The organism is Agromyces sp. C10 (assembly GCF_023217995.1).
Taxonomy (GTDB): Bacteria; Actinomycetota; Actinomycetes; order Actinomycetales; family Microbacteriaceae; genus Agromyces; species Agromyces indicus.
Genome location: NZ_JALPSX010000002.1, coordinates 1 through 21683, shown reverse-complemented (window position 1 = coordinate 21683; position 21683 = coordinate 1). Strand labels below are relative to the sequence as shown.

Here is a 21683-nt window from a genome sequence, read left to right as displayed (position 1 = left end):
CACGTCCACGACCGTGACTGGAATCCACGACTCAACTCCCGCGCGACCGCCGGAATGGGGGAATGTCCCGGCAATCGCGGGACCATGCTGGCACATGAACGACAGCGGAACGCAATCCGACAGGCGGGAAGCACACGTTGCGCGACGTCAGGGCGATGCGGTGCTCATCCGTTGGCGCCGGCGCCAGGCCTGCCCCGCCGTCAGTGCCGACCGTTCAGGACTCCCCCGCTCTCCTGCAGGTAGCAGACGCCGCACAGCGACTCGTAGGTGACCTCGACCCCGTCGATCGCGACCTGGTCGCCGTCGAAGATGTACCGCCCGCCGACTCGACGGCCGTTGAAGATCGCCTTGCGACCGCAGCGGCAGATCGTCTTCAACTCCTCGAGGCTGTGGGCCACCTCCAGCAGACGCCGACTGCCCCGGAACGCGGCCGTCTGGAAGTCGGTGCGAATGCCATATGCCAGAACGGGAATGTCGTCGAGCAGCGCGATGCGGAGCAGGTCGTCGACCTGGTCGCCGGTGAGGAACTGCGCCTCGTCGACGAGCAGGCAGCTGACGTCGCGGCCGTGCGCCTCGATGACCGATGTGCGGTAACGCTGGAACACCTCGAGCACCTGGTCGTCGGGCCCGATCGTGAAGTCGACCTCGCGAACCACGCCCAACCGCGAGACGATGTCGCGATCGCCCTTCGTGTCGACGGCGGGCTTGGCGAGGAGCACCCGGTGCCCCCGCTCCTCGTAGTTGAACGCCGCCTGCAGCAGAGCCGTCGACTTCCCCGAGTTCATCGCGCCGTACCGGAAGTAGAGCTTCGCCATCTACTCGAGCATCCCGTCCTCCGCCGCGCGGCGGATGAGCTCGGAGCGTCGACCGGCTGGACGGCCGACCTTCGCGTACTTGTCGCGCGCGCGGCGCAAATAGGTCTTGGCCGTCTCGTAGCCGACGTCCATACGGCGCGCGACCTCGCTGGTCGACAGACCCTGCACGTACAGGCTCACCGCTCGCCGCTCGGCGGCGCTGAGGTGCGCATCGTCGATGTCCGACTCGTCGGCGGCAGCGGATGCCGCGGCCGCTGCAGCGACCTGCGCAGCCGAGCGACGCTTGGGCACCCGCTCACCGCGAGCCACACGACGCACCACGTCGATGACCTCGCTCACCGGCAGCGTCTTCGGAACGAACGCGACCGCTCCCGCCGCAAGCGACCGCTCACGCGACTCCGCATCGTCGAGCGCGGTCACCACGACGACCTCGCACCCCGCGGCACGGCACGCGCGGATCCGCGACTCGATCGAGACCGAGTCGGCGAGCTGCAGATCCATGAGCACGATGTCGACCGGGAACTCCGGGTCGCGGATGAGGTCGAGCCAACGCGTCGCGCGGAGCGCCACCTGCACGTCCGGCGCGTTCTCGCCGATCCAGAACGCGATGCCATCGACGATCACGGCGTGATCGTCGAGGATGCCCACGCGCACCGGCGAGCGCGGGCGGTCGTCGCCCGCGTCCGGCGCGGCATCGCGATCAGGCGTCATGACGGAACTCCACACGGACATTCTCCCCCGCCGGGGCCACCTCGCCACGCAGACCCACGGCGCGGGCCACGGCGAGGAACCGCTCGAGGTCACGACGCGCGAGCGGCGCCGCTCCCCTTCGCGCGAGGATCGTGATCCGCGACTCGTCCCGCAGCGGCCCGGCGAGCGCGATCGTGACCGATGCAGCGCGCTGCTCATCGGTCAACCACGCCAGCAGCGCGGTGATCGTCGCACGCTGCTCGTCGCGCAGCTGCGCCGCGCCGCCCGCCTCGTCATGGACCGTCACCGGTACGCCACGGCTCGCCGTGGTGGAGACCGCGAGCTCATCGAGCCAGGTCGACTCGATACCCGCCTTCAGCGCCCGCCGCAACGCGTCGGCCAGGTCCCGGGCCCGGTCGGCATCCGCCACGGTGATGCGGTCGGCCGTCATCACCTGCGCGAGGAAGGGCAGCACCTCGCGACTCAGCACGGACACGCGCCCCTGCTGCACCGACCTGGCGATGCCCGTGCGCAGCGCCCCCTCGTGCTCGAGCGCCGCCGCGTTCGTGCGGCGCTGCCAGGCGAGGGTCTCGTTCACCACGGTCGCCGAGTACGCCGCCGCCGCCGATGCCGGCGCGAACACCGCGACCGCATTGAGGATCCCGAACGACAGCACGGGCGCCGCCGTCACCGCCGGGCCCGCCGCCCCGATGCCGAGGATCGCGACGACCACAGCGGAGAGCCCGCCCGCCACGAGCAGCGACACCCACGAGCAGAACGGCGCCAGCGCCAGGAGGAGCAGTCCCACCGAGAGCGGGCCGAAGTCGTCGTGCAGGTACCGGTTGCGACCGACGGTGCTCACGTACTCGGCCACCGCGCCGACGAGTCCGAGAAGCACCACCAGGCCGAGCCGCTCGACCGTGAACGGGGCGCGGTTCGGCAGCGCGGAGACCCAGGCGATCGCGCCCGCTGCGGCGACCAGCACGACAGCGAGCACCGCGACCGCGGGGAAGACGATCTCGGAGCGGTGCCACCACGTCAGCGCGACGGCCATCGACGTGGTGCCGATGGCGCCGACGGCGACGAGCGGCACCGCGGCGATGCCGCCCAGCGGGTCGACCTCCTGCTGCGTCATCCGGATGGTGCCCCTCATGAGCCGTCCCCCGTCACCGGAACGCTGAGGAGCACCGTCGTGCCGACGCCCGGACGGGACCACACCTGCACGGTGCCGCCCTCCTGCTCGATCCGCCCCCGGATGGAGGTGCGCAGGCCGATGCGATCCCGGGGCACGTTCGATACGTCGAAGCCCGCACCCCCGTCGACCACCGCGACGGTCACCTGGTCGTCGCCCGGTCCGACCGCGACCTCGACCTCGTCGACGCCGGCGTGACGGATCACGTTCATCACGCACTGCGTCACGGCGGCCTCGAGCGCCTCGCGCCGTGCCGGCCCGATGAGGCGCAACGCCGACGGATCACCGGAGAGGTGGACCTGGAGGCCCGCATGCCGCGCGACGTCCATCGCCTCGGCGAGTGGACGGTGCCCCGCGTCGTCGCCGGAATCGGCCGTCAGGGTCGCCGCCACGCGCCGGGCGGTGCGACTGCCGGCCTCCTGGCGGCGCCCGCCGTCGAGGTCGGCATGGTCGATCGCCCAGTCGCGACCGACGATGAGGGCCAGGTCGTGACGGATGTCGGAGCGCAACCGTTCCGCGACCGGCCCCGACCCGGCCGTGGCCACCGCCACGAGGTGGCTCAGGGCGGTGTCGTGCAGTCGCGCGATGGCGCGGAGCTCGTAATCGTGTCGGATCTCGAGCTCGCGGGTCTGCTGCGTCGCCCGGTACAGCCCCGCCTCCTGGCGTGCCGCGTTGCGCCGGGCGATCCCGTCGAAGGTCCGGACGATGGCCATGATGAGGAACGCGGCGGCCGCGCTCACGTTCGGCACCCACACGCCGGCCCCGGCCCAGTCGACGGCGGCAGCGTCGGTGATCGCCACGCCCAGCAGCGTGGCCGCCTCGCCGATGCCCCAGCCCAGTGCGGCCCAGGTGATCGCGATGCCGGAACCGATGCCGGCGCCGCCGAGCAGCACGAGCGCGACCCGAGGCAGCGCGAGCATCGCGTTGTTCGTGCTGTCGAAGTCGCTGGAGGGTTGCATCAGCACGTCGGTCAGCGCGAAGGACACCGCCCCGCCGACGATGAGGGTGACCACGGTGAGCGTGACGTTGGGCCAGCGCGCGAGGGCGGTCTGTGCCACTGCCTGAGCGCCCACCAGCCCCAGCACCAGCATCGCCGAGGTGCGCGGCTCGGTCAGACCCCAGGCGCGGCCGTCGATCACCGAGGCTGCGGCGATCGCCATCGCGGCGATGAGGCACACTGCAGCGGCACTGTGGCCCGCGCGCGTGAGCGCACGACTCAAGGACGCTCCCGCGAGATGCTCGGGAAGGCCCAGGGTCATCGTGCTCCCATCCGCCGGTGGGTGTTCGCGTCCTGCCTGAAATGTATCCCAGTTGTCAGAACAGCATGGTGGGTACGGCGGGGGTGAGTCCGGAGGACGAGGGCGCGGGTCGCTTCCGTGCCGTCGAGCTGACCCCGCCCGTGACGACGTCTTCGCGGCCGCGCTCGAGCCGGTGCGCGCGGAGCAACGGCCGCATCCGCTCGGCCAACCAGGTGCGGTACTCCTTCGGCGCATAGGCGCTCGCGCCCGGGTACATGGCCCGATAGCGGTCGACGAGTTCCGGGTGCTCGCGCGCGAGCCACGAGAAGAACCACGGCTTGACCGACCCCCGCAGGTGCAGCGCCGAGTAGACCAGCCTCGTGGCCCCGGCCGCCTTGGCCCGGCGGACCGCCTCGTCGAGATGGGCGCGTGTGTCGGTCAGGTACGGCAGGATCGGCATCAGGAACACCGAGCAGTCGAAGCCCGCGTCGCGCGCCGCCGTGACCGTCGCGAGCCGTGCCGCAGTCGTCGGCGTGCCCGGCTCGATCGACCGCTGCACCTCGTCGTCGTACACGGCGATCGACATCGCCAGGTCGATGGGCACGTGCTCGCGCGCCGCCTGCAACAGCGGCAGGTCGCGCCGCAGCAGCGTGCCCTTGGTGAGGATGCTGAACGGCGTGCCGCTCGACGCGAGCCCGTCGATGATGCCCGGCATGAGCGAATACCGGCCCTCGGCTCGCTGGTAGGGGTCGGTGTTCGTGCCGAGCGCGACCGGTTCGTGCTGCCACGACGGCCTCACGAGTTCGCGCTGCAGCACCTCGGCGACGTTGACCTTGACGATGATCTCGCGATCGAAGTCGTCGCCCGCGTCGAGGTCGAGGTACTCGTGCGTCGGCCGGGCGAAGCAGTAGGCGCATGCGTGCTGGCAGCCCCGGTAGGGGTTGATGGTCCAGCCGAACGGCACGTAGGACTGGCCGGGCACCTTGTTCAGCGCCGACTTGGCCAGCACCTCGTGGAACGTGACCCCGGCGAACTCCGGAGTCTGCACCGACCTCACGAGGTTGTTGAGGCGCGCGAGGCCCGGCAGGGTGCCCTGCTGCTCGACGCCGAGTTCCTGCGTGTTCCACCTCACCCCGCTATTCGAACACATGTTCGAATCGAGGGCAAGCGGATGCCGCGGCGCGCCGAGCCGCGGCATCCGCTCACCACCCGCAGGCCGACGGTCACCGCCTAGAACGTCAGGCCGTGCCGTTCCACCAGTGGCATCGTCGCCTCGAAGTCGACCTCGGCGCCGTACTCGGCGGCGAGCGCCGGCAGCGTCTCCGGAGAGTACTCGCCGCCCGGTTCCGCGAGTCGGCGGAACAGCGCCTCGATCCCCGCGGGCACGATCAACTCGAGCACGCGGAGCTCGTCATCACCGGCGTTCCAGAACGTGTGCCATCGTCCACGCACCTTGGTCACGAGGTCGCCGGGCGACGCCGTGACCTCGATCCCCTCCTCGATCACGCCGAGCGTGCCGGCGAGGACGAACGAGTACTCGTCCTCGCGGGAGTGCCGGTGCATCGGCGCGGCGAGGGCCTTCGGGGCCAGGACGTGCTCCACGAGCGCGACGCGATCACCCGATGCCGAGCCCTCGATGAGATACCGGTCGAGCAGGCCCGGTTCGCCGGTGGATTCGACCTGGGCGGATCGCAGGACATGGGGACCCTTCGGCGCGTCCATGCATCGGATGCTACTGCTGGGGCACGGGCGCCGGTACCCCGTTCTCTGGTGCCGACCGCGATCACGAGACAGGACGACCAGCGGAATGCAGGACGCGCACGGAGGCGCGCGTCCTGCATTCCGCGGAGGGTCCTACGTTGCGGCGAGTGCCCCCGCCGGGTGCGGCAGGAGCGCGAGCTCCTCCCCCTCCCAACGGCGGCGCAGCCACCGGTCGTGACTCGCGACGAGCACCGCGCCGGGGTACTCGCCGAGCGCCTCCTCCAATTCGCCGGCCAGGGCCAGCGACAGGTGGTTCGTCGGCTCGTCGAGCAGGAACACGTGCGGCGGCGCGGCGATCACCAGCGCGAGCGCGAGCCGCCGCTGCTGCCCCACTGAGAGCCGGCCCACGGGCCGATCGAGGTCGCGCGAGCCGATGAGCCCCAGGTCGGCGAGCGGCACGCGCTCGGCGCGCCGCTCCCCCAGCGCCCGCTCGTACAGCGCCCTCGGTGTGGCATCCGGATCGGCGAACCGCACGTCCTGCTCGAGCAGGCCGACGCGGAGCCCCCGGCGCCGGCGCACCGTGCCGCGATCCGGCGCGAGACGCCCCGCGAGCAGCGCGAGCAAGGTCGACTTGCCGGCACCGTTCGCGCCCGTGATGAGCAGCCGCGTGAGCGGTCCGACCTGCAGCGCATCGAGCTCGAGGCGGCCCTCGACCGCCACGCCCGACACCTGCAGCAACTGCCCGTCGTCGCCCTCGAGCGCGTGCGACCCCGACGGGATGCCCGCGAACGCCATCGGCGACGGCGGCCGGGCCACCTGCGTACGCTCCAGCTCCGCGAGGCGCAGCTCGGCGTTCCGCACCCGCCGGGAGACCGCCTGCTCGACGTTCTCGCGCTTGAAGTGCTTGAGGAACTTGTCGTTGTCGCGCGCCGCACGACCGTGCGCGACGTCGCGGGCGCGCTCGGCGACCACGACCCGCAGCCGCCGCAACTCGGACTGCTCCGCATCGTGCTGCCGAGCCCAGCGCGCACGTTCCTCCGCGCGCACCGCCAGGTACTCGCTGAACGACCCGCCGAACACCGTGCCGACGGATGCCGCGAGCACCGCTTCACGCGACCCGGCGCCCGCCGGGGCCGCCCCGGTTCGCGCGAGTGCCGCAGCGCCCGCCCGCCCCGGATCCAGGTCGAGCAGGCCCGTCGCCACGCGGTCGAGGAACGCCCGGTCGTGACTGGCGAACACGACCGGTCCGCGCCACGCACGGAGGCGCTCCTCGAGGAACCCGGCGGCGTCGTCGTCGAGGTGGTTCGTGGGCTCGTCGAGCAGAAGCGCATCCGGAGACGACAGCAGCAGCGCCGCGAGCGCGAACCGGCTGCGCTGACCACCGGACAGCTCGCCGATGCGCCGGTCGCGACCGAGCCCGGCGAGGCCGAGCCCGGCGAGCAGCTCGTCGCGGCGCCGCTCGACCGACCACACGTCGGCGCGCTCGGCCGCCTCGAGGGCGACGGCGTACCGGTCCGCCGCGCGGGCGGCTGCGGCATCCGTCGACTCGGACTCGGGCGCCGACAGCGCCGAGGCCGCGGCGTCGAGCTCGAGCTCGATCGCCCGCACGTCGGCGACGGATGCCTCGAGCACCTCGTCGACGTGATCCGCCGGGTCGAACGGCAGCTCCTGGAAGAGCAGGCCGGTGCGCGGCGGCCGGGCGATGCGCCCGTGCACGACGGAGCCGGGGAGGACGCCGCCGGCGATGACGCGCAGCAGGGTCGATTTGCCCGCGCCGTTCTCGCCGATGAGCCCCAAGCGACGGCCCGGCGCGACGGTGAGATCGAGGTCGGACAGCACACGACGATCGCCGAACGCGACCGAGAGGCCCTCGACGCGGAGGTGGGATGAGTGGGAATGGGTGACTGACATGAGGCGGAACCCCTTCGCGAGGAGGCTCCCGGGCCGCCGGCGTGCGAACGCGCGCTTCAGCGGGCGCGGACGACGCGTCGGACACGGCCCGACGTCACGCGTGGACGGCGACGACGACCCGGGAGCGGATGATGGATCCCGCCGGGCATCTGCCGTCGCCTGGGTGCGCGCGAACACTGTCGCGATCAGTGGAAGGAGCGCACCCCGGTGTCAACGGCGCCTCGGGCGCGGGACGATGGGATGTGCTCACTTCATAGCGGGGTCGACTGTAGCAGACCCACGCGGGTTGGTCGAGGTTTGGTTCGGGGGGTCTCGATACGGGCGCTTCGCGTCCTACTCGACCAGCGGGCGCTTCGCGTCCTCCTCGACGAGCGGGGCGCTGCGCGCGCTCCGCCACCACCGGGGAGCGGCGCGCTACTTGGCGACGAGCGCGGTGCTGGGGGTGAGCTGCAGCACGGCCGCGGTGCGCGCGAGCGACTCGGCCGCCGCCTCCGGGTCGTCGGAGAGGTTCGTGCCGAGCGACGGGATCATCTCGCGCAGCTTCGGCTCCCACTCGCCCATGCGGTCGGGGAAGCACTTGCCCATGACCTCGAGCATGATCGGCACCGACACCGAGGCCCCGGGCGACGCACCCAGCAGGCCGGCGATCGTGCCGTCGGCGCCCGAGATCACCTCGGTGCCGAACTGCAGGATGCCGCCCTTCTCGGGGTCCTTCTTCATGACCTGCACGCGCTGGCCGGCCGTGATGAGCTCCCAGTCCTCGGTCTTCGCCGTGGGCATGAACTCGCGCAGCGCCGCCATCTTCTTCTCGCGCGAGGCAAGCAGTTCGGAGACGAGGTACTTCACGAGGTCGAAGTTGCGCAGGCCCACCTGCAGCATCGGCCCGAGGTTGTGGGTGCGGATGGAGAACGGCAGGTCGAACCACGTGCTCGTCTTGAGGAACTTCGGCGTGAAGCCCGCGTACGGCCCGAACAGCAGCGATGTCTCGCCATCGACGACTCGGGTGTCGAGGTGCGGCACCGACATCGGCGGGGCGCCGACGGCGGCCTTGCCGTAGACCTTCGCCTGGTGCTGCGCGACCAGCTTCGGGTTGGTCGTGCGAAGGAACTGGCCCGAGATCGGGAAGCCGCCGTAGCCGCGGATCTCGGGGATGCCCGAGTGCTGCAGCAGGGCGAGCGCCCCGCCGCCGGCGCCCACGAACACGAACCGCGCGCGCACGGTGTGCACGTTGCCGCCCACGAGGTTGCGCACGCGGATCCGCCACGTGCCGTCCTCCTGGCGCTTCAGCCACGTCACCTGGTGGTCGGTGCGGATCGACGCGCCGCGCGACTCGAGGTCGCGCATGAGCTGGACCGTGAGTGCCCCGTAGTCGACGTCCGTTCCGGACTCGATGCGGGTCGCCGCGACCTTCGCCTTCGGGTTGCGCTTCTTGGCGAGCAGCGGCGCCCACTCGGCGATCGTGTCGAGGTCCTCCGTGTACTCCATGCCGGCGAACAGCGGCTGGCCCTCGAGCGCCTTGACGCGCTTCTTCAGGTACTCGATGTTGGCCTTGCCGCGCACGAACGTCATGTGCGGGGTGGAGTTGATGAAGCTGCGAGGCTCGGGCAGCGAGCCGTCTTCGACGAGGTGGGCCCAGTACTGTCGGCTCACCTGGAACTGCTCGTTGATCTGCACGGCCTTCGCGGCGCTCACGCTGCCGTCGGGCGCCTCGGGCATGTAGTTCAGCTCGCAGAGTGCCGCGTGGCCGGTGCCCGCGTTGTTCCAGGGGTTCGACGACTCCTGCGCCACGCGACCCAGCCGCTCGTAGACGCGGATGCTCCAGTCGGGCTGCAGCCTCGAGAGCAGGGAGCCGAGCGTCGCGCTCATGATGCCCCCGCCGATCAGCACGACGTCGACGGTCTCCTCGGAAGTCACGGGTTCCAGTGTAAGTGGGCGCGGATGTGTGCTCGACCAGCCGATCGGGCCCGTGGCGGGCCGCGGAAGGCCCCCGTGTCCCCCATAGACTGCTGACCGGGGGACAGCGGGCGTTTCGGGAGGGGACGACGTGTCGCAGCAGGACCGACGACTCGGCGCGCCTCGACGCGCGCCGGTCTCGTCGCCGCGCCGGGGCCGCACGGTCGCGGTCGCGCTCATCGTCGGGGTCGCCGCCGCCGCTACCGTCGGCCTCGCAGTCGGGATCGCCCGCGGCAACTCCGCCGGGACGACGGACCCGTTCGCGGGTCGCGACCTCTACCTGGACCCCGACGGCTCCGCGGCCCGCGCCGCGAGCACCACCACCGACCCCGCCGAGCGCGCGGCCGCCGCGGTCATCGCCGCACAGCCCGCCGCGATCTGGCTGACCCCCGAGCACGTGCCCGCCGGCGACGTACGAGAGCACGTCGGGGCGATCGTCGCCGACGCGGCATCCGCCGACGCCCAGCCGGTGCTCGTCGTCTACGGCATCGCCGACCGCGACTGCGGCGGACACTCGGCCGGGGGGCTGCCGCCGCGCGCCTACCTGGACTGGGTGGACCAGATCGCCGCGGGGATCGCCGACCAGCCCGCCGCCGTCGTGCTCGAACCCGACTCGCTCGCGATGTCGACCGACTGCGCCGACCCGGGCGAGCGCATCGACCTCGTCGCCTCGGCGCTCGAACGGCTCGACGGCGACCGGACCGCGGTCTACCTCGACGGCGGCCACTCCGACTGGCTCGCCGTGGAGCGGATGGCCGACCTGCTGCGCGGCGCCGGCATCGACCGCGCCCGTGGCTTCGCGACCAACGTCGCCAACACCCGGGAAACCGACGACGAACTGGCGTACGCGACCGCGCTCGCCGACCGGCTGGGCGGCGCGCACGCCGTCATCGACACCTCGCGCAACGGCGCCGGCCCGCCCCCCGACGGCGAGTGGTGCAACGCCCGCGGCCGCGCGCTCGGCGACGCACCGCATGTCATCGACCACCCCGTCGTCGACGCCCTGCTCTGGATCAAGCCGCCCGGCGAGAGCGACGGCGAATGCAACGGCGGCCCGCGCGCCGGCCGGTGGTGGCCCGAGGTGGCCGTCGAACTGGCCGCCGAACCACCCGCGTCGCGCTGACGCCCACCGACCCGAACGAACAGGAGGCACCATGGCGGAGATGGACCGCATCGCCGTGATCATCGAGGACGACCCCGACATCCGTCGTCTGCTCGAGGACGTGCTCGAGCAGGGCGGGTTCGAGACCCACAGCGCCGCCAACGGCCTGGACGGGATCGAGAAGGTGCGCCGCCACCGGCCGGTGCTCACGACGCTCGACGTCAGCATGCCGGGCATCGACGGGTTCGAGACCGCGAAGCGCATCCGCACGTTCAGCGACACCTACCTGATCATGCTGACCGCGCGGAACGAGGAGATCGACACCCTCATCGGCCTCGAGTCGGGCGCCGACGACTACGTCGTCAAGCCGTTCCGGCCCCGGGAGCTCCGGGCTCGCGTCGACGCCATGCTGCGGCGGCCGCGCGCGGGCACCGGACCGATCGCGACGCCGGTGACGGGCGACGCCACGCCGCCCGCCGATCCCGCGCTCGCGCCGCCGGCCGCCACCGCGCCCTCGCCGACCGCTGCGCCCGCGCCGACCGCCGCGCCCGAGGCCCAGCCCGGGCCCGACGCTCCCCCGTCTCGAACGTCGACCGCCGCGACGGCGCCGCCCGACGCCGACGACGGATGGCTCGAGCACCGCGGTCTCCGCCTGCACCCCGAGATGCGGCTCACGGACGTCGACGGCACGCCCGTCGACCTCACCCGCAGCGAGTTCGACCTGCTCGCGCTCATCGTCTCCTCCCGCCGCCGCGTCCGCAGCAAGGCCGACCTCGCGCTCGCGCTGCGCGGCGAGAGCTACGTCACCTCGTACTACGTCAGCGACGCCGACAAGCGAGCGGTCGAGGTGCACCTGGCCAACCTGCGCCGAAAGCTCGGCGAGAGCGCCGCCCAGCCTCGGTGGATCGAGACGGTCCGCGGAGTCGGATACCGGCTCACCGCCGACGACATGACCTGACCGATGACGGATGCCGCGGCATCCGTCACACCCGGTAGCCGTGGTGACGCCGCACCAGCTTCGAGAACATGGCCAGCGTCTGCAGCACGGTGATCGTGCCGAGCACCGGCCAGCCCGCCCACAGGATCGACGACTGCACGACCGGGGTCAGCTGGAACCACACCGCCACGGCCGCGACCACCGCGCCGATCGCGAGCAGCAGCGGCGCGAGGTACGCGTGACCGGACCCGCGTTCCGCCTTCGCCTGCTCGGCCCAGTTGTCGACCTGCTTCTTGCTCCCGAACTTCGACCACGCTCGCACGAAGTGCCCGATGCGGATCCACATGTACAGCTCGGCCGGCACGACCAGCAGGGCGAACAGGATGTCGCGAGCGCCCAGGTTCTTCATCGACAGGGCGATCCGCAGGTTCAGCGCCACGGCGACCACCGGCGGGATCAGCCACCAGGGGCTGAAGACGAAGGCACCGATCGAAAGGGACCCGGCGAGGAGCACCAGGAACAGCACGCGCGTCAGGGCGTTGACCGCCATGCCCAGGTTCTCCCACCACCGCAGCCGCAGGTTCGGGTGGAACGGCTGTCCCTTCGTGTCGCCGCGCTGCCCCGGCCACATGAGTTCGATGGCGCCGTAGTTCCACTTGACCTGCTGCGCGTCGAGCGCCCGCAGGGTCGTCATCCCGCCCACGTCGGCGCGGGCGCGCGCGCTGATCTTCGTGAGGTAGCCTGCGCTCTTGATCTGCAGCGACAGCAGCGAATCCTCGACCTCGCTGTCCTTGACCCAGGGGGTCGTCTGCCGGTTCGCCGTCATCGCGTCGCGCAGCGCACGGATGGAGAAGATGGAGTACTGGCCGCCGAGCACGGCCATGTTGCGGCCGCGCAGCATGTTCTGCAGGTTGAACGCCGCGAACTGCGCGCGCTGACCAGCGATGAGGAACGGTGCGACGAGCCCCGTGAACGGCCGGTCGTCGATCGAGTAGATCGCCGAGATGCCGCCGATGCGGCTGTCCGACGCGATCTCGGCTTCCAGGAACTCGACCGCGCGCGGATCGGCGACCGTGTCGCCGTCGACGCCGAGGAGGAAGTCCATCCCTTCGACCAGCGTGTAGCCGTAGTTCAGCGCCCCGACCTTCTTGTCGGGGTTGCGGCCGATGTCGTGGACGAACACCTCGGTGGACTGCTCGACGCCGTCCGCATCGACACGGGCGTGCCGGCCGGCGTAGGCCGCCGCGACGTCCACTGTGCGATCCGTGGTGTTGTTCACGACTACGTGGATGACATCCGGGAGACGCGTCTGTCCGAGCAGCGAGTGCAGGACCGCGCCGATCGACGCCTCCTCGTTGTAGGCGGGGACGATGCATCCGATGGTCGCCCTCGCGGAGGGGAGCATCTCGACGATCGCGGCGAATCCGTCGGCGTACGCTTCGAGTTCGGGTACGGGAAGCGGACGGGAGGACCGGTTCGGGTGGACGCCTTCGCTGTTCTGCGCCTGCACCGGGGGGAGGTGCTGGGGTGACGCGATCAGCTCGGGCATCTCGGTCCTTCCGACGGTTCGGGTGCAGCGTCCCCGCCGCACGTCACCGAGTCTGCGCGCCCGACCGCGGGAACCGCGCAGCGATGCGCTAACGTCACCTCAGGATCTCCTCAAGATTCGGCGTCTGGGGGGCCAGACGTCGCCGAACCCGGAAGGACCCGCGTGCCCGGACCACGCCCGTTCCGAGCGCTGTCGCGCGCCGCCGCGATCCCGGCGGTCACCGTCGTCCTGCTCGCCACCGTCGGCTGCACGACCCCGCCCTGGCTCGAGACCTCCGCCACCACGCCCGCGACCACCTCGCCGACCGAGTCCGCGACGACGACGCCGAGCGCCGCGCCGGTGCAGAACGACCTCGCCGCCGGCTCCGCCACGAAGACCCTCGAGGTCGGCGCCATGACCCTCACGATCGACTACTGGTCGACGCTCACGATGGACCAGTGGACCGCCGCCGCGACCAAGCCGCTCAGCATCGCCATGCGCGCCACCATCACGCCCGACGACGGGCAGCGGATCTACCTCTCGCGGCTCACCGCTGCCCCCGTCGTGGTCGGACCCGACGGAGCACTCGACTCCCCCACGCCGATCGTCGACCAGGCCACCGTCGCACCCGGCTACCTGATCCTCGATCCGTACAGCTACAGCCAGACCGTCACGTTGCCCGCCGTCGATCCCACCGCGATCGCGATCCAGGTCGACCTGCGGTACGAACTGCTGCAGCAGTCGACGCCGCAGTCGAACGACTACGCGAAGCAGACGGCCGTCGACACGCTCACCATCGCGATCGCCCCGTCGGGCTGAGCCGGCCCCTCAGACCGCGAGCACGACCTCGTCGCCACCGAGCGCGCGGGCCTGCGCACCCGCCTGCGCCGCCTCGCGCATCAGGCGGTCGAACTCGTACCCGAACCGGTCGGTGCCCGCGAGCCCGATGCTCGCCGACAGCCTGAGGCCGACCGACGCCTCGATGGGATTCTCGCGGAGGCCCGTCCGGATGTTCTCCGCACTCGCTTCGGCGTCCGACATCCGCTCGAACGGGGCGACCAGGACGAGCGCGCCCTCGCCCACCGCCCCGATGTCGGAGTGCGGCGACCCGTACCGGCGCACCGCCTCGACGAACCTCGCCGTGAGCTCCGCGGCGGCCGTTCGACCGAACGCCGTATGGACGGCCTGCAGCTCGTCGAGCTCGACGCGCATGAAGACCAGCTGCTCATCGTGGAAGTTCGCCCGCTCGAGCCAGTCCTCGACGATCTCCCGGAACGACTGCGCCGTGAGCACCGCGTCGGGCGTGTACGACAGCGCGATCGGCGCGCCCCGCCGCGGCGCCCGAGGCACGCGCTCGCCCTGGAGGATCACCATCGCCACCACCGTCACGATGACCAACGAGATCAGCACGAACGCGGATGCCGCGGTACCGAGGAACGCGTCGAACCAGGGATCGCCGGGGCCGAGCAGGATGAAGCCGGTGGTCCTCACCGCATAGAACGTCGCGACGAACGAGAAGGCGAGCGTCAGCCCCTTCGCCACCCACTGCTCGTTCATCGGTGCGCGCAACGTCTCCGCCGCCGCCAGCGCGGAGAACAGGGAGATGAGGAGGAACATCGCCGGAGCTCCCGCCCAGTCTCCGCCGTCGGGCCCGCCGGCCAGCACCGCCACCGCGGCGACCGCCGCACCACCCACCGCCGCCCACGCCGCGTCCGGCCGCCCGTTGTACGCGCGCGAGCCGGCCCACAGCAGTGCCGGCGTCAGCACCATGCACGCGTTGCCCACCGCGATCGCCCACCACGCGCCCGGCAGGACCACCCACGTCGAGTAGGCGAACGACGCCACGATGCCGGACATGAACGCGACCGCCCAGAGGCGGCCCGCGCCATCCGTTCGCCGGAGGAACGTGTCGAGGATGAACATGACGCCGGCGACGATCGTCACCGCGCTCACCGCCAACTGGATCGTGTACAGGTCGATGCTCACGCTGCCTCCCCCGGCCCCGCCTCGCCTGCTGCCGGGCCACCCACGGGCAGCCGGACCATCACCGTGGTGCCGCTGCCCTCCTCACTGTCGATCCGCACCCGACCGCCATGCCGCTCGACCAGGTCGCGTGCGATACCGAGGCCCAGGCCGCTGCCGTGCGTGCTGCTGCTGCGCACCGACTCCGAGCGGTAGAACCGGTCGAACACGCGCGGCAGCTCTGCCGACGGGATGCCGATGCCGCTGTCGCGGACGACGATCCACGCCGCGTCGCCGTACACCGAGACCCCCGCGATCACCTCGCCGCCCGCCCGGTTGTACTTCACGGCGTTCGAGAGCACGTTGTCGAGCACCTGTCGGATGCGGAACGCGTCGGCGATGACGGGCTCGTGATCGGACTCCGTCATCCGCAGGGCCACTCCCTGCTCGTCCGCGCGGGGGCGGAGCGACTCGACCGCCTCGGACAGCACCTCGGCCAGGTCGGTCGGCGCGAGGTCGAGGTCGACCCGCGCTTCATCGCCCGTCCGCCGCGCCGACTCGAGGATGCTGCCGACGAGGCGCAGCATCCGTTCTCCGTTGCGCTCCATCACCTGCAGGTTGCGTCGCACCGGCTCGGGCACGCCGGGCGTGTCGAGCGACAATTCGACGTAGCCGAGCACCGCCGTCATCGGCGTGCGGAGTTCGTGGGACACCGATGCGACGAGGTCGTCGCGCGCCTTCACCGCACGGAGCTCGGTGGTCACGTCGCGGGCCACCAGGACGCTGCCGTCGGGCTCGTCGCCGTCGTCGAACAGGCGGCGGGCCGTGACCGCGACCGCGACCGCGGTCCCGTCGCCGCGCTCGATCCACGTGACGACGTCGTCGAACTCCTCGCCGCGCGCCGCGCGCGCGAACGGCACCTCCTCCGGCCGCAGCCTGGCCGTCCGGTCCTCGGCGTACTCGATGCCGGTTCGTGACAGGTCCGGGCGGGCAGGCTCCAGGCCGTAGAGCTCCGCGTATGCGCGGTTGACGAGGGCGGGTCGGCCGTCGCGGTCGATCCGGACGACCCCGAAGCCCACCGCCGCCAGCACGTCGGCGAGAAGCGCCTGCTGACGGCGCAGTCGCCGCACCGCACGCTCGAGCTGTTCCGCCTGCCGTCGCAGCAGGATCCGCTGCGCGCTCGTGCGACGGCTCGTGAGCAGCGCGCTCGTCGCGACGAACACCAGCGCCACCGGCAGCATCACGACGCTCGGCAGGCTCGCGGGGGTGAACGCCCGACCCGTGGCGAGCTCGGTGGCCCACAGCAGCGACGTGGTGGACACGAACGCGATGACCGCCCCGCGCACCCCGAAGTACGTGGCGAGCCAGAGCGTGGGGAACACCCAGAGCAGGCCGACGCCGCTCGCCGGCTCGCCCAGACGCATGACGCCCACAGCGAGCGCGTCCAGGAGCGGCACCGCGATGACGACGTCCCGAGGCAACCGATGCCATGGCACCGCCACGGCCACGCCGCACGCCCCGAACACCATCACGACGCCCGTGAGCATCAGGGGCGATGCCGCCGTCAGTGGCGCGAAGACGTACAGGACGAAGACCACCACCACCACGACCGCGCCGAACAGCAACTGCGACAGGACCACCGATCGGTCGAGGGTCGCAGATGCGCCCGTGCGGCCTCCCCCCGAAGCCGTCACGGGTGCAGCCTAGCGGGACGGGAACGCGGAACGCCCGCCCCGCGCGGTGGCGGGGCGGGCGTTCGCGTGGTTCGGTGGCTCAGCGACGCTTCGCTGCGACGATCCGGGTGGCCGCCAGACCGGCGCCCGCCGCGATGGCCGCGAAGCCCGCGAAGAGGAGCCAGCCGTTCTCGAAGCCGGTCGCCGCCAGCTGCGCCTTCGTCTCGGTGGCCTCGCCGCCGCCGACCGGGTCGGTCTCGCCGTCACCGCCGCCGATCGGGTCGGTCTCCCCGCCGATCGGCTCGCCGACGACCGGCTCGCCGTCGCCGTCGCCGCCGCCCACGGGGTCGCCGTCACCGTCGCCGCCACCCACCGGGTCGCCGCCACCCACCGGGTCGCCGTCGCCCGGCGTCGCCGGCGGCATGGTCTCGGTGACCTCGACGTACGCGACCGAGTAGTGGCTGATGTCCTTGCCGGAGCTGTGGCGGAAGGTGACCGACTCGGCGTAGGGGTCGAGCGTGATCAGCTCGGGCCCGAGGCCCTGCTTGGCCGAACCGGCCTTCACGCAGATCTGGGCGATCAGCTGCCCCTCGGGGGCGACCGCGGTCCACTCCTTCTCGCCGTTCGCGGAGAGGTGGCCGGTGTCGAACTCGGGGCAGACCTTGGTGCTGTTGGGGGTGGCGTACGCCGGGGCGGCGGTGAATGCGACGGCGCCGGCGGCGAGGATCAGGGCAGCAGCGAACGCACGGGGTGACTTCATGGAAGGGGGCTCCTGGGGGGAAGTGGGTGTTCGGATACGGAGTCGACCGGGCGCGTGGGCAGGGTCGAACGGCGGGTGGGAAGGCCGCCGTTCACCACGTCAGGGTCATGCTCAGCCTAGGGCTCGCGCGAAGCGGAGAGATATGCCCTGAACGGAGTCCGATCGGCCGATTCGATCACGATTCGGTCACGGCACGCGAACGCCCCGGGCGCAGCATCCGTCTGCCGCGCCCGGGGCGTGAATTCGCGAGTCGTCAGACCTTCGCCGGCAGCTCCGCGGCGACGAGTTCGGCGATCTGCACGGCGTTCAGCGCCGCACCCTTCCGCAGGTTGTCGTTCGACACGAAGAGCACGAGTCCGCGGCCCTCGGGCGCCGACTGGTCGCGACGGATCCGTCCGACATAGCTCGGGTCGGTGCCGGCCGCCTGCAGCGGCGTCGGGATGTCGCTGAGCTGGACCCCGGGCGCCTCGGCGAGCAGCTCCGTCGCGCGCTCGGGCGTGATGTCGTTGGCGAATTCGGCGTGGATCGACAGCGAGTGCCCCGTGAAGACCGGCACCCGCACGCAGGTGCCCGCGACGCGGAGGCCCGGCAGCTCGAGGATCTTGCGGCTCTCGTTGCGGAGCTTCTTCTCCTCGTCGGTCTCGAGGTCGCCGTCGTCGACGATCGAGCCGGCGAGCGGGATCACGTCGAACGCGATGGGGCGGGGGAACTTCTTCGGCTCGGGCATCGTCACGGCCGAGCCGTCGTGCACGAGCTCGATCGCATCCTGCTCGACGGCGGCCTTCGCCTGCTCGAGCAGCTCCTCGCCGCCCGCGAGTCCGGCGCCGGACACGGCCTGGTACGTGGCGACCATCAGTCGCTCGAGGCCCGCCTCGTCGTGCAGTACCTTCAGCACCGGCATCGCAGCCATCGTCGTGCAGTTGGGGTTCGCGATGATGCCCTTGCGCGCCTCGGCGATCGCGTGCGGGTTCACCTCGCTGACCACGAGCGGCACGTCGGGGTCCATGCGCCATCCGCTCGAGTTGTCGATGACGGTGACGCCCGCTGCGGCGAACCGCGGCGCCTGCGCCTTCGACAGGGTCGCGCCCGCCGAGAAGATCGCGATGTCGAGGCCCGTGGGGTCGGCCGTCGAGGCATCCTCGACGACGACGTCCTCGCCGCGGAACGGCAGCGTCGTGCCCGCCGAGCGCGCCGAGGCGAAGTAGCGGATCGACGCGACGGGGAAGTCGCGGTCCTCGAGGAGCCGGCGCACGACCGCGCCGACCTGTCCGGTGGCGCCGACGACGCCGATGTTCACTCCGTGTGGCATGGTGCTCCCTCTCGTGGCATCCAGTATTCAGGAGTTCGTCCGGGCGACCGCCGAAAGCGCCTCGCTCGGTCCTGATCTGGCAGCCTTCTCCTCAAATCCGGCAGTCGTTCGACGGATGTCGCGCAGGACGCCGCGTCGCGGCATCCGTTCGCGACTAGCGGCCCGTGCCCGCGTAGACGACCGCGTCGGCGTCGCCGTCGAGCTCGAACGCGGTGTGCACCGCGCGAGCCGCGTCGTTCACCGAGTCGGCGCGCGTGACCACCGAGATGCGGATCTCGGACGTCGAGATCATCTCGATGTTGATGCCCGCGTCGTACAGCGCCTCGAACAGCTTCGCCGAGATGCCCGCCGCCGAGCGCATCGCGGCGCCGACCAGCGACAGCTTGCCGATCTGGTCGTCGTACTGGAGCGACTCGAAGCCGAGCGACTCCTGCGCCTCGGACAGCGCCTTCAGCGACCGCTCGCCGTCGGACTTCGGGACGGTGAACGAGATGTCGGTGCGACCCGTCGCCGCGGCCGAGACGTTCTGCACGATCATGTCGACGTTCGCGTTCGTGTTCGCGACGATCTTGAAGATCTTCGCCGCGGCCCCCGGCACGTCGGGCACGCCGACGACCGTGATCTTGACCTGGCCCAGGTCGACCGCCACACCGGCGATGACGGACTCTTCCACAGCTTCTCCTTCGGGAAGGCGCTCGGGGTCGTAGACGACGGTCCCCTCGCTGTTGTTGAACGACGAGCGCACGTGCAGGGTCACCCCGTGACGGCGCGCGTACTCGACGGCCCTGATGTGCAGCACCTTGGCACCGGATGACGCGAGCTCGAGCATCTCCTCGCTCGTGATGCGGTCGAGCTTGCGTGCCTTCTTCACCACGCGCGGGTCGGACGTGAACACGCCGTCGACGTCGGTGTAGATCTCGCACACGTCGGCGTCGAGCGCCGCGGCCAGCGCCACCGCGGTCGTGTCGCTGCCGCCACGGCCGAGGGTGGTGATGTCGCGCGTGTCGCGGTTGAAGCCCTGGAACCCGGCGACGATGACGACCGCGCCCTCGTCGAGCGCCTCGCGAAGGCGGACCGGGGTCACGTCGACGATGCGGGCGGCGCCGTGCGTGGCATCCGTGATCATGCCCGCCTGGCTGCCCGTGAACGAGCGCGCCTCGTGGCCCATGCTCTTGATCGCCATCGCGAGCAGCGCCATCGAGATGCGCTCGCCCGCCGACAACAGCATGTCGAGCTCGCGGGGTGCCGGGAGCGGCGTGACCTCGTTGGCCAGGTCGAGCAGCTCGTCGGTCGTGTCGCCCATGGCGGAGACCGCGACCACGACATCGTTGCCCGCCTTGCGGGTCTCGACGATGCGCTTCGCGACCCGCTTGATGCTCTCCGCATCGGCGACGGACGATCCGCCGTATTTCTGCACGATCAAGCTCACGTGGGCGCTCCCGGGGGTGTGTCTGGGCCGGGGAGATGATCACCCGGCGCCGGAACGTCCATCATACGGCGGGCCGCATTCTCGCCCTGCCATGTGACGACCGGCCCGAGCGTCGCGCAGGCAGCCGGAGATCAGCGGTCGCGCTCCATGTACCACTCGGTGAAGCGCGTCGCCCGGCCGTCGGGCGCGAGCCGAATGACCCAGAGGTTGTCGTAGAGCTTCGAGTCCGGGTAGTCGGTGCGGCCCTGGACGATCACGAGATCGTCGGTCTCGGTGAGGACCTCCCAGTCGAACTCCCAGTCGTCGGGCTCGTCCTTGGAGTCGAGCCACCCGGCGATGATCGCCTCGCGACCCCGCAGGGCATCGGGATCGTCGGGACTGAACTCGTACACCGCGTCATCCGTGAAGATCGCCGCGATGTCGTCGGGATCGTTGGTCTCCCACGCTCGGACGTAGCCTTCGACCCAGTCGCTGCCTGCGCTCATGTGGTCCGTTCTATCGGCGCGGCATCCGGTCGTCAATGGGTGGCGCGGGCGTCAGCCGACGACGCGCCGACCCTCGAACGCTCGGCCCAGGGTGACCTCGTCGGCGTACTCGAGGTCGCCGCCGACGGGCAGGCCCGAGGCGAGGCGCGTCACGCGGATCTCGAGGGTCGTGAGGAGCCGGCTGAGATACGTGGCCGTGGCCTCGCCCTCGAGGTTGGGGTCGGTGGCGATGATGACCTCGGTGACGGTGCCGTCGGCGAGGCGCTGCATGAGCTGTCGGATGCGGAGCTCGTCGGGCCCGATGCCGTCGATCGGGCTGATCGCGCCGCCGAGCACGTGGTAGAGGCCGCGGAACTCGCGCGTGCGCTCGATCGCCACGACGTCCTTCGCCTCCTCGACCACGCAGATGAGCGACGCATCACGGCGCGGGTCGCGGCAGATGGAGCACGTGGACTGCTCGGCCACGTTGCCGCAGATCTCGCAGAACTTCACCTTGTCGCGCACCTCGAGCAGGATCTCGGCGAGCCGCGACACGTCGAACTGCTCGGTCTGCACGATGTGGAACGCGATGCGCTGCGCCGACTTCGGACCGATGCCCGGCAGCCGGCCCAGCTCGTCGATCAGCTCTTGGACGATGCCCTCGTACACGCGCTAGCTCCGCTCGCCGAATCGGGCGGGCGGCGCCTCGACCTCTTCGAGGAAGGTCGCGCCGAGCAGGTCGCGCACCACCGCCTCGCCGTAGCGCTGGATGGGAGCGGTGCCCGAGGACGCACGCGCCGGGGTCGCGGCGCGCGCCGGTCGGGCCGCCGGCGCGGACGGCTCCGGCGCGGGAGCCGGTGCTGCGTCGAACGGCGGCTCGTCGTCGGCCGGAGGCGCATCGGCGTCATCGGGCGGCGGGACGTCGTCGATCGGTGCGGCATCGACGCCGGGCCGTGGGGGGGGGGCCGGGGGGGGCCGCCCGAACGGGGGGGGGGCCCCCCCGGCCGGGGGGGGCCCCC

The 21683-nt window shown here is 71.6% G+C and carries 19 protein-coding genes; 3 read left to right on the top strand and 16 right to left on the bottom strand.

Features of this window, described 5'->3' with window-relative positions:
• Positions 1 to 200: 200 nt before the first annotated feature.
• From M1L56_RS02395 to M1L56_RS02360, 8 genes are all read right to left on the bottom strand, one after another.
• Positions 201 to 815 (bottom strand): thymidine kinase, encoded by a 615-nt coding sequence (locus M1L56_RS02395; protein ID WP_248598004.1) that lies wholly within the window; start codon positions 813 to 815, stop codon positions 201 to 203.
• Positions 816 to 1526 (bottom strand): response regulator, encoded by a 711-nt coding sequence (locus M1L56_RS02390; protein WP_248598003.1) that lies wholly within the window; start codon positions 1524 to 1526, stop codon positions 816 to 818. It lies immediately after the preceding gene.
• Positions 1516 to 2658, bottom strand: a complete 1143-nt coding sequence (locus M1L56_RS02385; RefSeq protein ID WP_248598002.1) for a hypothetical protein — start codon at positions 2656 to 2658, stop codon at positions 1516 to 1518. Before M1L56_RS02385 ends, M1L56_RS02390 begins: the two co-directional genes overlap by 11 nt.
• The gene (locus tag M1L56_RS02380) at positions 2655 to 3857 is read right to left on the bottom strand and encodes a sensor histidine kinase (protein ID WP_248598001.1); all 1203 of its coding nucleotides are present in this window, start codon (positions 3855 to 3857) and stop codon (positions 2655 to 2657) included. Before M1L56_RS02380 ends, M1L56_RS02385 begins: the two co-directional genes overlap by 4 nt.
• Before the next feature lie 154 nt (positions 3858 to 4011).
• On the bottom strand, positions 4012 to 5067 hold the full coding sequence (locus M1L56_RS02375) for an Rv2578c family radical SAM protein (RefSeq protein WP_248598000.1): 1056 nt from the start codon (positions 5065 to 5067) through the stop codon (positions 4012 to 4014).
• A 98-nt stretch (positions 5068 to 5165) separates the two neighbouring features.
• Complete coding sequence (locus tag M1L56_RS02370) at positions 5166 to 5657, bottom strand: cupin domain-containing protein (RefSeq protein ID WP_248597999.1); 492 nt, start codon at positions 5655 to 5657, stop codon at positions 5166 to 5168.
• A gap of 132 nt (positions 5658 to 5789) precedes the next feature.
• Positions 5790 to 7547, bottom strand: coding sequence for an ATP-binding cassette domain-containing protein (locus tag M1L56_RS02365; protein ID WP_248597998.1), 1758 nt, complete (start codon positions 7545 to 7547; stop codon positions 5790 to 5792).
• A gap of 414 nt (positions 7548 to 7961) precedes the next feature.
• The gene (locus M1L56_RS02360) at positions 7962 to 9461 is read right to left on the bottom strand and encodes a malate:quinone oxidoreductase (RefSeq protein ID WP_308198806.1); all 1500 of its coding nucleotides are present in this window, start codon (positions 9459 to 9461) and stop codon (positions 7962 to 7964) included.
• A gap of 130 nt (positions 9462 to 9591) precedes the next feature.
• On the opposite strand from M1L56_RS02360, the gene M1L56_RS02355 reads away from it, so the two are divergent.
• Positions 9592 to 10623, top strand: coding sequence for a glycoside hydrolase family 6 protein (locus M1L56_RS02355; protein ID WP_248597997.1), 1032 nt, complete (start codon positions 9592 to 9594; stop codon positions 10621 to 10623).
• A 31-nt stretch (positions 10624 to 10654) separates the two neighbouring features.
• Positions 10655 to 11560: a response regulator transcription factor gene (locus M1L56_RS02350; RefSeq protein ID WP_248597996.1), complete on the top strand. Its 906-nt coding sequence runs from the start codon at positions 10655 to 10657 to the stop codon at positions 11558 to 11560.
• Between the two features lie 25 nt (positions 11561 to 11585).
• Here the strand turns inward: M1L56_RS02350 and M1L56_RS02345 are convergent, their stop codons facing one another.
• On the bottom strand, positions 11586 to 13088 hold the full coding sequence (locus tag M1L56_RS02345; protein WP_248597995.1) for a glycosyltransferase: 1503 nt from the start codon (positions 13086 to 13088) through the stop codon (positions 11586 to 11588).
• Positions 13089 to 13250: 162 nt separating this feature from the next.
• Here M1L56_RS02345 and M1L56_RS02340 point away from each other — a divergent pair, with 162 nt between their 5' ends.
• Complete coding sequence (locus M1L56_RS02340; protein WP_248597994.1) at positions 13251 to 13886, top strand: hypothetical protein; 636 nt, start codon at positions 13251 to 13253, stop codon at positions 13884 to 13886.
• Between the two features lie 9 nt (positions 13887 to 13895).
• On the opposite strand, the gene M1L56_RS16050 is transcribed toward M1L56_RS02340, so the two are convergent.
• The 7 genes from M1L56_RS16050 to recR all read right to left on the bottom strand — a co-directional run bounded on the left by M1L56_RS16050 (position 13896) and on the right by recR (position 21333).
• Positions 13896 to 15053, bottom strand: coding sequence for a diguanylate cyclase domain-containing protein (locus M1L56_RS16050; RefSeq protein WP_248597993.1), 1158 nt, complete (start codon positions 15051 to 15053; stop codon positions 13896 to 13898).
• A complete protein-coding gene (locus M1L56_RS02330) occupies positions 15050 to 16723 on the bottom strand; it encodes a PAS domain-containing sensor histidine kinase (protein ID WP_248597992.1) in 1674 nt (557 codons plus the stop codon). The genes M1L56_RS16050 and M1L56_RS02330 overlap by 4 nt, the downstream gene beginning before the upstream one ends.
• Positions 16724 to 16802: 79 nt before the next feature.
• Positions 16803 to 17462 carry an LPXTG cell wall anchor domain-containing protein gene (locus M1L56_RS02325; RefSeq protein ID WP_248597991.1) on the bottom strand — a complete coding sequence of 220 codons (660 nt, stop codon included), beginning with the start codon at positions 17460 to 17462 and terminating at the stop codon, positions 16803 to 16805.
• Between the two features lie 253 nt (positions 17463 to 17715).
• Complete coding sequence (locus tag M1L56_RS02320; protein ID WP_067948849.1) at positions 17716 to 18771, bottom strand: aspartate-semialdehyde dehydrogenase; 1056 nt, start codon at positions 18769 to 18771, stop codon at positions 17716 to 17718.
• Between the two features lie 154 nt (positions 18772 to 18925).
• Positions 18926 to 20200 carry an aspartate kinase gene (locus tag M1L56_RS02315; RefSeq protein ID WP_248597990.1) on the bottom strand — a complete coding sequence of 425 codons (1275 nt, stop codon included), beginning with the start codon at positions 20198 to 20200 and terminating at the stop codon, positions 18926 to 18928.
• A 131-nt stretch (positions 20201 to 20331) separates the two neighbouring features.
• Complete coding sequence (locus tag M1L56_RS02310) at positions 20332 to 20685, bottom strand: nuclear transport factor 2 family protein (protein WP_067948854.1); 354 nt, start codon at positions 20683 to 20685, stop codon at positions 20332 to 20334.
• A gap of 51 nt (positions 20686 to 20736) precedes the next feature.
• A complete protein-coding gene (gene recR / locus M1L56_RS02305) occupies positions 20737 to 21333 on the bottom strand; it encodes a recombination mediator RecR (RefSeq protein WP_067948856.1) in 597 nt (198 codons plus the stop codon).
• Between the last annotated feature and the right edge of the window lie 350 nt (positions 21334 to 21683).